This window comes from Gillisia sp. Hel_I_29 (genome assembly GCF_000744275.1).
GTDB lineage: Bacteria > Bacteroidota > Bacteroidia > Flavobacteriales > Flavobacteriaceae > Gillisia.
In genome coordinates, this window is sequence record NZ_JQLP01000005.1 from 69,060 (window position 1) to 82,745 (window position 13,686).

Genomic DNA, 13,686 nt, shown 5'->3' on the forward strand with positions numbered 1-13,686 from the left:
AGTTGATGTGAAGACAATGCTACACAGGATGGGAATTATCTAAGTTTACCCTACCTTTAGATTTCATTTATAATAGGATTGTTGATCTAGTTTATGGAATTGATATCAAAAAAGATATATAAATGCATTAATTTCTATCTTCGGTAATATCGTCTAAGCCAATTCAATAGTTACTTAATTTAAACAGAAGATTTGTGATAAAGAGTCAATTCTTTCAAAATAAGAATGTTTTTAATATTCTGTTTGAGGCTGCTTCCGAAGGAATTATAGTGGTAGATTCTTCTCAAACCATTACGGCAGCGAATACTGCGGCAGGTGTAATGTTTGGTTATGAAGCTCAGGAGTTAATAGGTGAATCTCTAAATATCTTAATTCCCACTAATTATCATTCTAAGCATTCACACCATTTTAGCAATTTTTTAGAGCATAGTGAGAAAAGGCAGATGGGTCATGGAAGAGATTTATACGGTCAAAGAAAAGATGGGTCAACATTTCCTGTAGAAGCAGGTTTAAACCCGTTTAAAATAGATGGAAAAGATTTTGTGATGTCTTTAATTATAGATATTACGGTTAGAAAAGAGACGCAAAGACAAATAACAGATCTTAATGCTCATCTAGAAGATAAAATTGCTCTTAGAACAACAGAATTGCAAGAGACCATCCTTCAATTAGAAAAGTCTAACCTTAATTTAGAATCCGAGATCAGTAAGAGGAAAAGAGCAGAGAAGAAAATAAAATCTGCTTTGCAGAAACAGAAAGAACTCAATGATCTTAAAACCAAATTTCTTTCTTTGGTGTCTCATGAATTTAAAACACCACTTAGCGGAATTCTAACTTCTGCAACTTTGGCGGAGAAATACAAAGAAGCTACGCAGCAAGATAAGAGAGAAAAGCATCTTGGTACTATTAAAAGCAAAGTACATTACTTAAATAATATTCTAAATGATTTTTTATCTATAGAACGTTTAGAATCTGGCGCAGGTCAATATAAATATACCTCTTTCAGCTTAAAGAGATTGATCAACGAAGTTGTTTACAATGCAAATATCACTTTGAAGAACGGTCAGGAAATCATTTATCCACAGGAGATTAGTGATGTTTTACTTTATCAAGATGAAAAGATACTAGAGCTTATTCTTACCAATTTATTAAGTAACTCTATTAAATATTCTCCGGAAGATACCAATATAACCTTAGAAGTAAAAACATCAAAAGATACCGTTTATTTTAAGGTTAGAGATGAAGGTATTGGAATTCCAGAGCAAGATAAAAAACATATTTTTGAACGATATTTTAGAGCAGAAAATGCTGTTTTAAATCAAGGTACCGGTATTGGTTTAAATATAGCTAAAACCCATTTGGAGAATTTGGGAGGGCATATTTACTTTACTAGTAAGGAGAATGCAGGAACTGAATTTTTTGTTGAAATACCAATTTTAAATCCATGAAGAAAATATTATTAATAGAAGACGATGTCACTGTTAGAGAAAACACGGCAGAGCTTTTAGAGCTTTCGCACTATCAAGTAATTACTGCAAGTAATGGATTACAAGGTGTAGAAAAAGCTAAAGAGCACATGCCAGATATTATTGTTTGTGATATTATGATGCCTGAGTTGGATGGATATGGGGTTTTAAGTTCTCTTTCTGAAAATAACAGAACTTCACATATTCCATTTATTTTTCTTTCAGCAAAAACAGAACATAAGGATATTAGAAAAGGGATGGATCTTGGGGCAGATGATTACCTTACAAAGCCCTTTGAGGAAGAAGATCTGCTAAGTGCTATAGAAAGCAGAATGGCAAAAGTAGCTATCTTAAACTCTTTTAAAAATGAAAATGATACTATTCTAGAGCAGAAGAGTATTAATAATCTTGAGGAGTTGAGAGCCTATATGAGTTCACAAGATGTGTTACAATTTAGTAGTGGGGCTTCTATTTATGAGCCAGGAACTAAATCTCATTTCTTTTATTATGTAAAAAAAGGAGTGGTTAAAGCTCATGGAATGGATAGCCATGGTAAAGAGCTAATAACTGAACTTTATAAGGAAGATGATTTTTTTGGTAATGCGAGCGTCAACCAATCTCTGTATGAAGAATATGCCACTGCTATGGAAGATACCACCTTGGCAATAATTACCAAAGATGAGCTTCATAAGATCTTAGCAAATAATGGGAAAATGACATTAGAGCTGGTAGAGATATTAAGTAATAATCTTATTGGAATTAAGCAACAACTTATGGAAATGGCTTATGGTTCTGTAAGAAAGAAAACGGCCAATACCATTCTACTGTTTGCTGAAAAGATCAAGAAACATCCTTTAAAAAGTATTCGCATCTCTAGAGCAGATCTCGCGGGTGTTGCGGGAATGGCTCCGGAAAGTCTAATTAGAACTCTTTCAGATTTTAAAAAAGAGAATTTGATAGAAATTGAAGGCAGAAATATTAAAATTATAGATGCAACCGGCTTAAAGAATATCTCATAAAAGTAAAATCTTTGTTTACTGATTTTAGTCATTTTTAGAATTTTATTGTGGCTGTAACTTCGTTGCTCATACAACTAGTTGCAGTTAATGAATACTCTTATTTTAACCGATTTTTCTGATACCGCTACGCATGCGGGGAAGTATGCTATTGATCTATTTCAGGATGCTACTGTAAATTTTTATTTGCTAAATATTCAAAATTTAAATAGTACCGAAGCCTTAGTGCCAAGTCCAATATTGGGGCTAAATCAGAATCCCAAAGACCAAATACAAAAACAATACGGTGAGTTAAAACAGTATGCTAAGCAACCAGGGCATAGTTTCTATACTATTCTTTCTAATGAAAATTTAGTAAATGCTACTAGGAAATATATGCTTGAAAAGAAAATAGATCTAATTGTTATGGGAACTTCTAGTGCCGATTTTTCTAATACATCTATCTTAGGGAATCGTACTAGAGAGATCATCCAGAAGATAAAGTGTAGTGTTTTGATGGTTTCAGAAAGAAGTAAATTCAAAATGCCTAAGAAATTCGTGCTTCCTGTTGATACTACCATAAATACAGAAAACAGTATTCCAGATTTTTTGAGAAGTAAGATTTTTAATGCTCAAACAAATATTACTATTGTAGAAATAGGAATGCCATTAGACAGGATTAGGAAAAGTTTGAGCATAAAAAAGAAATTTGGTTTTTCTGAGAGCTCATCCCAATGTAATTTTTTAGAATTTAAACAAACTATAAATCTTAGTGATGGTCTGCTTAAGGAGATTCAAGAAAACTATAATATGGTAATAATTCTAGGGAAGAATTTGAGTATATGTAAAAAGCTAGTGGAGTCTTACGATGGAAAATGGAGTGCGAAAAATAATAATTTACCGGTATTAGTATTACACTAAAATTTTAAGAATTGGAAACTCTATTTTTAAAGATTCCCATATAAAAATGAGTAGACATTTTTCTGGCATTATGTTTAGCTCGTTCTGCTAAGTCACCTTCAAAAAGCTTATCTATAGTTTGAAACCAATGCATAAGCCAGATCCCAAAATGTTTATTTTCTATGCAATAATTGTGTGCAGTATCTAGATCTATATGGGCTCTTTTTGGGTTCCCATGATAGACAGATTTAAAAAATAAGTTACTCTCCCAAAAATCTGTGATCTTATTAATGTGCTCATCCCAGTTAGTTATGCTTTTGTTGAAAAAGTAACCTATTTCATCATCTGCCTTAACGTGATTATAGAATTCGGTAACTAGGAGGTGAATATCTTCTCTAGAGCTAAGGTCTGATTTCATAACTTTTAAATAAGATTGATAATAATAAAGAGTAAACTGGTAAGTATGCTTACTATTAGTGAGTTAAAAACGAATTTATGAGATAATTGAGCAAGCACAGTTGCGTTAAAGCCCATACAAACTGTAACAACTAGAAAGAGTTGAAACATGTTTATAAAAGTGTGCCCTTGCATTAGAATAAGCATAGCAGCTACAGAACCTATACAGCTGGAAGCAATTATTCCTAAAGAGGCATATCCTAAGAATAATTCATCGAAATCTGCTAATAATTTTTGGTAGACCTTCATGATAATTTTGTTTTGAATTACTCTGTAAAATTATCTCTTGAAGCCATTTTATAATATGACAAAGATCAGCTAAATCATAATTTGTATTATTGTCTAGCTGATCTTTAAATTATGTATGTAAATCTATTTAGCTGTGCGATTTAATGATCTTTATAATTTCATCTTTTTGCAAAACTCCAGATTGTCGCCAAAGTTGTTTCCCATTTTTAAATAAGATCATCGTTGGTACACCTCTTACCTGGTACTTGCTGGCAAGTTCTTGATTCTTATCTACATCAATCTTAACAATCTTTACATTATCTCCTAGAGTTGCTTTCGCATCTTTTAAAATTGGGCCTAACATTTTGCAGGGCCCGCACCAGTCTGCATAAAAGTCTATTAGTACCGGTTTATCATCCTGAATTATATCGTGGAAATTACTTTTCATATCAATGGTTTTAATTCAAACTTATCTAAATTATAAGAATGATCTATTATGCTTAATAGGTCGATTAATCTCTCTTAAAATTACTGAATATAATTTATATGTTTTCTCTTTATATTGTTCATCGAAGTCCAAAAATTTACGAGAAAGATTGAATAAAAAATCGGCATTAGGCTAACGGTTAAGGAACATAATTGCGGCTAAGATTTTATAGTTTCATTAGGTTTAAATGATTTGTTTCAGTTTAACTTGTAAAAAAAAGAGAACCCTTAAAGAACAATAAGTAAATCAACTTAACAAAAGTAGATACAAAAAAAGAGGACCATGATAATTCAAGGTCCTCTTCATTTTATATATATAATATATTAAGCTGCTACTACAGTATCATATTCGGTCATTAGTGTTTCATAATAAACTAAACTATCACTGTCACATTTAATACATGATTGTAAAAATCCAATTAGATCTAGGCATTCAAACGTAAGGTTAGTATACTTTTCATTAGACATAAATAGCTGTAAATCTATTGTCTGATCTAAATAATTAATTTGTACATTTTTTGCTACAAAATATTTTTCCACTATCTCTTGATGAAAATGTTTAAATTTTGATTCAGAAGCATCCATATTATTAACACTAAAATTGATCAAATTTTTTACATCTTCGATAAGAGAATTCTGGTTTAAGGTATTGGTTTTCATAGGTGTTGTACTTATTAAGACTGCTAAGATACTATAGATGTTGTTAATAAAATGCTAACAAACAGGAGATTAATATTTTATTAACGTAGTAACATGCAATTTAAGACAAGGTTATGAATTTAGCTGATGAACTACTAAAGGGGCATTTATCTGGCGATATTTACCATCTACAGAAGAAGCATTAATAAACACAGAATGCTTTGTTCTTACTATACCATAATCATCGTGTACGTGACCAAAGATGTGATGTGGGATTTTCAATTCGTTTATCCTTCTAAAGAGTCTTTCACATCCAATATGTCTTTTGTTGTCTAACTCATCTAACACGGTATACGGCGGACTATGAGTGATCAAAAAATCTATATTCTTCGGAATTTTGTTCCAGTGTTTTAAAATGTCACTACCTCGATTTCTATTAAAGGCCCAGTTCCCATTGCCAGGAGTGTAAGGCGATCCCCAAAAATTCACATTATTTATACTAATTCCAGAGTCATGAAGATATGTAATATTATCTGGAATAATATTATCTAATTTATCCCGATGTTTTTCAAAGTAGAAATCGTGATTTCCGGCAACTAATATTTTGTGCTCGTGTTCTAAACTAGAATACCATTTTAAAAAATCCAGAGTTTCTTTTTTGGATCCAGAATCTGTAAAGTCTCCAGCGTGAATTATAACATCTCCGGCAGGGATATCCATTTCATGATGTAAATTATGAGTGTCGGAAATGCAAATAATTTTCATAATATATATTTAAAAGAAATCCGATGAAAATTTCATCGGATTTCTCAATAGTAGTCCATCATCAGCATTAGTCAAACTTCATAGCAGACTATCTTTCTATTCTATTTATTTAATGGAAATGTCTTCGTAATCTATTTCCTCAGATACATAATCTTTATCTGCGGGTAAAAGCACATTAGTGATCTTTGTGACCGCAAATGCAACTATTATCGCAGAAAATGTAAAAAACAAGAATTTAACCATTAGGCTATCTGTCAAGATAAAACTATAAAATGCCAACGCAATTTCTATAGCTATAATTCCAATTTTTAATCCAAGTTTAAATATCATTTTTTCTCTACGTGTAATTTTCAGTAAATATAATATGATAGGACGTTTCTTTTTTAATTTAATTACAATTTGACTTAAATTTAACTTAGCTAGTTTCAAAGACTTAAAGTTTTTAAGTTAAAAAAATCTAAAGCTTTATATAGGTGATAGCCATAATTGTAAATTCGTTTAAATTCTTGGTAAATTGAATAAAACATTAAAAATATTATTGTGGATTTTTGGAAGTATTGCAGTGTTGTTTACGCTCTTAATTATTCTAAATAATTATCTTGAAAAAAAGATAAAATCTACCATTCAAAAAGAGCTAGATAGCTCCTATATTCAATATTCTGAAATTGATGTAGATATTATCAATAGAAATGCTTCAGTTTCAGATCTAAAATTTAAAAGAGGGAAATTCAACGTTACGGCAAAAGAAATAGAATTAGCTGCCTTTAATTATTCCGATTATTTTTTAAATAATAAAATTACCATCGGCGAAATTGTTTTGAATGTTCCAACTATTATTTTAGAACCTTCAGATTCTCTACCCAAAAACAGAAAGAAAGCAGATCAAAAATTTAAAGAGAATATTACCATAAAGAAGTTTCGTGTTTCTAACGGAATTATGAAAATAAAAGATAGTAGTAGCGTGCAGGGTAGTCTCTATATAGATATTAAGAATTTAGATCTTAATGGAATAATGGTAAACTCTAAAACTCTGGAAGGCGTGTTACCATTTAAATATGATAGTTATTCCTTAAAGAGCGATTCTATTTTTTATGGTTTAGATGCAGATCATGATCTTAGCGTAGGTAAGCTTGGAATTGCCAATAGCGATGTTATTATGAGCGACATTAAGATCTTTCCTAAATTCTCTAAATCTGATTTTGATAAAAGACAAAAGGTTGAAAAAGATAGAATGAACTTGGAGATCAAGAAAGTGAATATTCAAAATTTTGGATGGAATTTTGAAAAAGATACTTTAGAACTAGCAAGTCCTAAGATAAACATAGATGCTGCTATTTGGGAGATTTATAGGAATAAGCTTATACCAGATCCTACAACAATAAAACCATTATATAGTAAGTTACTAAGGGAAATGGGAGTAAAACTTAAATTTGATAGTGTAGTTATCTATAATTCTCATATAACCTATGAAGAGCGAGTTAAAGAGGATAGGGCTAGTGCAATATTTAAATTTGGACAAATAAACGCAACTATTTCAAATTTGACTAATGTGGGAATGGATAGAAAAGATTTTCCCGAAACCAAATTGAGTGCGAAGGCCAAATTTATGGAGGAGGCAAATATTAGTATGGATCTTGTGTTTAAAGTCTCAGATTTGAATGATAATTTTCATGTTTCTGGAAATCTTTATAACCTTTCAGGTTCAGATATGAATGGGATATTAAAACCAGAAATGAATATTTTAGCTGAGGGACAAATTCAGTCTGTGTATTATAATTTTTATGGTAATGACAACGCTGCAGAAGGAGCAACGCAGTTAAAATATGAAGATTTCAAAATAGAAGTTCTAAGAAAAGACGGACAAAAGAAGAATAAGATCTTATCTGGCTTAGTAAATCTGGTGGTGAATAATAATGCTAAAAATAAAAATTTAACACAATCAGATCTTAAGATTCAAAGGGTGAAGACTAAATCTTTTTGGAATTACTTTTGGCTGTGTATAAGAGCTGGAGCTTTAAAAAGTTTTATTTAGATCTTAAAGGTAATTACCGGCAGGTTAGCGTGGTTTACAAGATCTTCGCTAATGCTGCCATTAAAAAAATGCGCTAATCCTTTTCTTCCATGGGTGCTAATTCCAATTAAACCGGCATTGATGCTGAGGGTGAAATTTAGAATGCCTTTTTCTACAGTTACATCGTTATAAATATTAAGCGAATAGTCAATTAATTCTGCACCTTCAATAAAATCATGTAAGCAATTGTGTGCTTCATCACTAGTCATAAAATTATTTGCAGTGTTAATGTATACAATATGCAATTTAGCATCAATTTGCTCTGCGAAACGTTTAGCCTTACTTAACGTATGTTTATTTTTAATATTGCAATCTGTGGCAAATACAAAATTATTTATGTTAAAATCATCATGTTCATTTTTGATGACTAAAACTGGAATTGTAGAATTTCTTACAACTTTTTCTGTATTAGATCCAATAAACATTTCTTTAAAACCAGTTGCGCCGTGAGAACCCATAATGATCAAATCACAATTATGTTCTTCGCTTACTTCCATAATTCCATCAAAAGCTTGATGAAATTCTACAGTTTCATGAACTTTTATTCCTTGCAAAAAAGGTTCTTCTAAGATCTCACTAAATCTTTTTTTAGCCAGTTTCATAAAAAATAAAGCCTCAGGTAAATTTTGCGATCCCGACGCCACAGCACTACCAGACGCTGTAGATTGTACTAATTGCAACGGTAATTCTAGCATGTGTAAAAGATAGATTTCTCCATTAAATTTTTTTGCCAGTTGAGCGGCAACTTTCAAAGCTCTCTCGGCTAAGGGTGAAAAATCGGTAGGTACTAGAATTCTTTTCATGATAATTGCTTAAAAATGATTGTCTTATTAAATTTACAAAGAATATTTCATTTGATCTCAAGTTTTATTTTTTCGAATATTTTGTTATCTTTGCAGCGTTGAAACGAAAAAAATACAGCGAGGGGACGAGAAGTCCCCTCTTTTTATAACATATATGTTGCAGGAGCGAGTACAAAAATTATTGGAGGAAGCGTTTGAAGAGAATAATTCCTTATTTTTAATCTCCTTGAATATCAGTGATCAAAATCACATTCTTATTGTGATAGACGGTGATAACGGGGTGTCGGTTAATGACTGTATTGCGGTAAGCCGTAAGATAGAGCATGATTTGGACGAAGATGAGTTGGACTTTTCTTTAGAGGTCACTTCGGCTGGAGTATCAGAACCATTAAAATTTTCTAGACAATACAAGAAAAATATTGGAAGAACGCTGGAAGTCCAGACAAATTCTAATAAATTTGAGGGAGAATTGAAAGAGGTAGATGAAGCAGGTATTCTATTGGCCTGGAAAGCGCGAGAGCCTAAGCCGGTTGGTAAAGGTAAAGTAACAGTAGATAAAGAAGCGAATATAGCTTTTGATGAAATTGTCAAAGCTAAAGTAGTTATAACATTTTAATAGCAAATAGATATGGAGAATATCGCCTTGATAGAATCTTTTTCAGAGTTTAAAGATGATAAATTAATAGATCGTGTAACCTTAATGGCGATCTTAGAGGATGTGTTTAGGAGTGCTTTAAAGAAGAAGTATGGAGAAGATGATAATTTTGATATCATTGTAAATCCAGATAAAGGAGATTTAGAGATTTGGAGAAATAGGGTAGTTGTTGCAGATGGTGAAGTTGAAGACCCTAATCAAGAGATCTCGCTTTCTGAGGCTCACAAGATAGAACCAGATTTTGAAGTTGGAGAAGATGTTTCAGAAGAAGTGAAATTAATGCATTTGGGTAGAAGATCTATTTTGGCACTTCGCCAAAATTTGATCGCTAAGATCCATGAGCATGATAATACAAATATTTACAAGCACTTTAAAGAGCTTGAAGGTGAGATTTACACTGCAGAAGTTCATCATATTAGACATAGAGCAATCATTTTGTTAGATGATGAAGGTAATGAGATCGTTCTTCCTAAAGACAGACAAATTCCTTCAGATTTCTTCAGAAAAGGAGAAAACGTAAGAGGAATTATTGAGAGTGTAGAATTAAAAGGAAGCAAGCCACAGATTTTAATGTCTAGAACTTCTCCAATATTTCTAGAGAAGCTTTTTGAACAAGAGATCCCAGAGGTTTTTGATGGATTAATTACAGTTAAAAAAGTAGTTAGAATTCCTGGAGAAAAAGCTAAAGTAGCGGTAGATTCTTATGATGATAGAATAGATCCTGTTGGAGCTTGTGTGGGTATGAAAGGGTCAAGAATCCATAGTATTGTGAGAGAATTGGGTAATGAGAACATTGATGTGATCAATTACACAACTAATGATCAACTATTTATTACTCGTGCTTTAAGTCCTGCTAAGATCACTTCTATCAAATTAGATGAAGAGAATAAGCGTGCAGAAGTTATGTTAAAGCCTGAAGAGGTTTCTAAAGCAATTGGACGTGGAGGTCACAACATTAGACTTGCAGGACAATTAACAGGATATGAAATAGACGTATTTAGAGATGGTGGAGAAGAAGATGTAGAATTACGTGAATTTGCTGATGAGATTGAAGATTGGGTGATTGCAGAATTCGCAAAAATTGGTTTAGACACCGCCAAGAGTATTTTGGAACAAGATGTGGAAGATTTAGTAAGAAGAACAGATCTTGAAGAAGAAACAGTGCGTGAAGTTATTAAGGTGTTAAGAGAAGAATTTGAAGAATAAAACATCTATTTTTTTTTTGAAATAGATAATAATAATATAAGAGGTTAATTTAGAGGGCAATTTATGGCTGAAGCAAAAACAATGCGATTAAACAAGGTACTACGCGAATTCAATATATCGCTAGATCGTGCTGTGGAATTTTTGAATTCCAAGGGTCACGAGATAGAGGCGCGTCCTACCACAAAAATTTCCGAAGGCATCTACCAAGTCTTATCAGATCAATTCCAGACAGATAAGAGTAAGAAGGTGCAGTCTAAGGAAGTTGGCGAGGAAAAACGCAAAGAAAAGGAGGAGTTGCGTTTGGCTAGAGAGAAGGAGAGCGACGATAAGAAGAAAGCCGAACAAAGACAGCAAGAAGTTGTAAGTGCCAGAACTAAACTTGAAGGCCCTAAACAGGTTGGAAAGATAGATCTAGATAAAAAACCTGCTGCTGCCTCTAAAGAGGAAGTAAAACCGGAAACTCCTAAAAAAGAAGCTCCTAAAGAGGAAGCTCCTAAAGAAGAGACTCCAAAAGCTAAAGAGGAAACTCCAAAAGCTGAAGCTCCAAAGGCTGAAAAAGCCAGTGAGGTTAAGCCGGAGGTTGCTAAAGAGAAGCCGGTAGAAGCTAAGGATGATGTTAAGAAGGTTGAAGCTTCGAAGGAAGTTACTCCAAAAGAGGCACCGTCTGAAACTCCTGTAGCTAAAAAAGAAGAAGCTCCTAAAGCTTCTGATAAAAAGGAGGAATCTAAATCAGAAACTGCTTCAGAGAATACTGAAGAGGTGAAGGAGAAAGATCCAGAGTCTGATACGATCAAAACTAACTATACTAAGCTTAACGGTCCAAATTTTACAGGGGAGAAGATAGATCTATCTCAATTTAAAAAGCCTGTTAAAAAGAAAGACGATAAGAAATCTGCTGCAGACGATAAGAATAAGAATAAAAAGCGTCGTAGAAGAATTAGTAAAGATGTTAAAGGTGCTACTCCAGCTACTGGAGGAAATCCTAACTATAAAGGTAATAAAGGCGGTAAGAAGCCTAACAGACCTGCTATTACTAAAGAAGAACCTAGTGAGGAGGAAGTACAAAAACAAGTACGTGAAACTCTAGAAAAACTTCAGGGTAAATCTAGTAAAGGTAAAGGAGCTAAATATCGTAGAGGTAAAAGAGATCAACACCGTCAACGTACAGAAGATGATGCAGCTCAACAAGAAATTGATAACAAGATCTTAAAAGTTACAGAATTTGTAACGGTAAGTGAGATCGCAACCATGATGGATGTTCCGGTAACCAAGATTATATCGGCATGTATGTCTTTAGGTATGATGGTTACTATGAACCAGCGTCTGGATGCAGAAACACTTTCTATTGTTGCAGATGAGTTTGATTATGAAGTTGAATTTGTTTCTGCAGATCTTGAAGAAAATACAGAAGTAGAAGAAGAAAACCCAGAAGATCTTGTAGAAAGAGCTCCTATTGTAACAGTAATGGGGCACGTAGATCACGGTAAAACATCTTTACTGGATTATATTCGTGAAGAAAATGTAATTGCTGGAGAGAGTGGTGGAATAACTCAGCACATTGGTGCATACGGGGTAGAGCTGGAAAATGGTCAAAAAATAGCCTTCTTGGATACACCTGGTCACGAAGCTTTTACGGCGATGCGTGCTCGTGGTGCACAGGTTACAGATATTGCAATTATTGTAATTGCAGCAGATGATGATGTGATGCCGCAAACTAAAGAAGCTATTTCTCACGCACAAGCAGCGGGAGTACCAATGGTATTTGCTATAAATAAATCTGATTTGCCTACAGCAAATCCAGAGAAAATTAAAGAGAAATTAGCTCAAATGAACCTTCTCGTTGAAGATTGGGGTGGTAAAATTCAATCCCACGATATTTCAGCGAAAACGGGTCTAGGAGTTAAAGAATTACTTGAAAAAGTGTTGCTTGAAGCAGAGATCTTAGAATTAAAAGCTAATCCAGATAAGCCGGCAAAAGGAACGGTTGTAGAAGCTTTCTTAGATAAAGGTAGAGGATATGTTTCTACTATACTTGTTCAAGAGGGGACTCTTAAAATTGGAGATTACGTATTAGCTGGAAGACATAGTGGTAAGATTAAAGCTATGCAGGATGAGCGTGGTAACGATGTTAGAATTGCAGGTCCATCAACTCCTGTATCTATTTTGGGACTAGATGGTGCGCCGCAAGCAGGTGATAAGATTAGAGTGATGCTAGATGAGCGTGAAGCTAAAGATATAGCTGTAAAACGTACTCAGCTTCAAAGAGAGCAATCTGTAAGAACGCAACGTCACATTACGCTTGATGAAATTGGAAGACGTATTGCTTTAGGAGACTTTAAAGAGATCAATATTATTCTTAAAGGGGATGTGGATGGATCTGTTGAAGCATTAACAGACAGTTTCCAAAAACTATCTACAGAAGAGATTCAGGTTAATATAATTCATAAAGGTGTAGGGCCAATTACAGAAAGTGATGTATTGTTAGCATCAGCTTCTGATGCGGTAATCATCGGATTTAATGTTCGTCCGGCAGGTAATGCTAGACAAGTAGCAGATAAGGAAGAAATAGATATCAGAACTTACTCTATTATCTATGATGCTATTAATGATCTTAGAGATGCTATGGAAGGAATGTTATCTCCTGAAATGAAAGAAGAGATCACAGGTACTGCAGAGATTAGAGAGTTGTTCAAAATATCTAAAATTGGTACCATTGCAGGTTGTATGGTAACATCTGGTAAGATCTTCAGAAATGAAGGAATTAGATTGATACGTGATGGAGTAGTAGTTCACACAGGTGAGTTAATTGCCCTACGTAGATTTAAGGATGATGTTAAGGAAGTATCTAAAGGTTATGACTGTGGTATGCAGATCAAAAACTACAATGATATTAAAGAAGGTGATGTAATTGAAGGGTACCAAGAGGTTGCTATCAAGAAAAAAATGAAGAAGTAATTCTGAATTTTAAATAATAAAAAAGGCTGTACAAATTGTACAGCCTTTTTTTATGAATTAA

General features: G+C 33.2%; 14 protein-coding genes. 7 read left to right on the forward strand and 7 right to left on the reverse strand.

Annotated elements, in window-relative coordinates:
• The first annotated feature begins 197 nt into the window (after positions 1-197).
• From P163_RS05360 to P163_RS05370, 3 genes are all read left to right on the forward strand, one after another.
• Positions 198-1,448: a PAS domain-containing sensor histidine kinase gene (locus P163_RS05360; RefSeq protein WP_034893939.1), complete on the forward strand. Its 1,251-nt coding sequence runs from the start codon at positions 198-200 to the stop codon at positions 1,446-1,448.
• Positions 1,445-2,485, forward strand: coding sequence for a response regulator (locus P163_RS05365; protein WP_034888457.1), 1,041 nt, complete (start codon positions 1,445-1,447; stop codon positions 2,483-2,485). The genes P163_RS05360 and P163_RS05365 overlap by 4 nt, the downstream gene beginning before the upstream one ends.
• Positions 2,486-2,572: 87 nt before the next feature.
• Complete coding sequence (locus P163_RS05370) at positions 2,573-3,382, forward strand: universal stress protein (RefSeq protein ID WP_034888459.1); 810 nt, start codon at positions 2,573-2,575, stop codon at positions 3,380-3,382.
• Between the two features lie 4 nt (positions 3,383-3,386).
• Here the strand turns inward: P163_RS05370 and P163_RS05375 are convergent, their stop codons facing one another.
• The 6 genes from P163_RS05375 to P163_RS05400 form a co-directional block, all read right to left on the reverse strand.
• Positions 3,387-3,779, reverse strand: a complete 393-nt coding sequence (locus P163_RS05375; RefSeq protein WP_034888460.1) for a group III truncated hemoglobin — start codon at positions 3,777-3,779, stop codon at positions 3,387-3,389.
• A gap of 5 nt (positions 3,780-3,784) precedes the next feature.
• Entirely contained in the window at positions 3,785-4,066 is a 282-nt protein-coding gene (locus P163_RS05380; RefSeq protein ID WP_034888461.1) for a hypothetical protein, read from the reverse strand.
• Between the two features lie 127 nt (positions 4,067-4,193).
• Positions 4,194-4,493 (reverse strand): thioredoxin, encoded by a 300-nt coding sequence (gene trxA, locus P163_RS05385; protein ID WP_034888462.1) that lies wholly within the window; start codon positions 4,491-4,493, stop codon positions 4,194-4,196.
• 362 nt (positions 4,494-4,855) lie between these two features.
• On the reverse strand, positions 4,856-5,191 hold the full coding sequence (locus tag P163_RS05390; protein WP_034888467.1) for a hypothetical protein: 336 nt from the start codon (positions 5,189-5,191) through the stop codon (positions 4,856-4,858).
• Positions 5,192-5,302: 111 nt separating this feature from the next.
• Positions 5,303-5,935 carry a metallophosphatase domain-containing protein gene (locus P163_RS05395; RefSeq protein WP_034888468.1) on the reverse strand — a complete coding sequence of 211 codons (633 nt, stop codon included), beginning with the start codon at positions 5,933-5,935 and terminating at the stop codon, positions 5,303-5,305.
• Positions 5,936-6,040: 105 nt separating this feature from the next.
• Entirely contained in the window at positions 6,041-6,364 is a 324-nt protein-coding gene (locus tag P163_RS05400; protein ID WP_231556159.1) for a hypothetical protein, read from the reverse strand.
• 85 nt (positions 6,365-6,449) lie between these two features.
• Between P163_RS05400 and P163_RS05405 the strand changes: the two genes are divergently transcribed.
• On the forward strand, positions 6,450-7,967 hold the full coding sequence (locus P163_RS05405; RefSeq protein ID WP_156100662.1) for a hypothetical protein: 1,518 nt from the start codon (positions 6,450-6,452) through the stop codon (positions 7,965-7,967).
• On the opposite strand, the gene P163_RS05410 is transcribed toward P163_RS05405, so the two are convergent.
• The gene (locus P163_RS05410; protein ID WP_034888470.1) at positions 7,964-8,809 is read right to left on the reverse strand and encodes a universal stress protein; all 846 of its coding nucleotides are present in this window, start codon (positions 8,807-8,809) and stop codon (positions 7,964-7,966) included. The two genes, P163_RS05405 and P163_RS05410, sit on opposite strands and share 4 nt — an antisense overlap.
• 154 nt (positions 8,810-8,963) lie before the next feature.
• On the opposite strand from P163_RS05410, the gene rimP reads away from it, so the two are divergent.
• The 3 genes from rimP to infB all read left to right on the forward strand — a co-directional run bounded on the left by rimP (position 8,964) and on the right by infB (position 13,625).
• Positions 8,964-9,425 carry a ribosome assembly cofactor RimP gene (gene rimP, locus P163_RS05415; protein WP_034888473.1) on the forward strand — a complete coding sequence of 154 codons (462 nt, stop codon included), beginning with the start codon at positions 8,964-8,966 and terminating at the stop codon, positions 9,423-9,425.
• Positions 9,426-9,437: 12 nt separating this feature from the next.
• Positions 9,438-10,670 (forward strand): transcription termination factor NusA, encoded by a 1,233-nt coding sequence (nusA, locus tag P163_RS05420; RefSeq protein ID WP_034888475.1) that lies wholly within the window; start codon positions 9,438-9,440, stop codon positions 10,668-10,670.
• Between the two features lie 63 nt (positions 10,671-10,733).
• Positions 10,734-13,625 (forward strand): translation initiation factor IF-2, encoded by a 2,892-nt coding sequence (infB, locus tag P163_RS05425; protein WP_034888476.1) that lies wholly within the window; start codon positions 10,734-10,736, stop codon positions 13,623-13,625.
• The last annotated feature ends 61 nt before the right edge of the window (positions 13,626-13,686 follow it).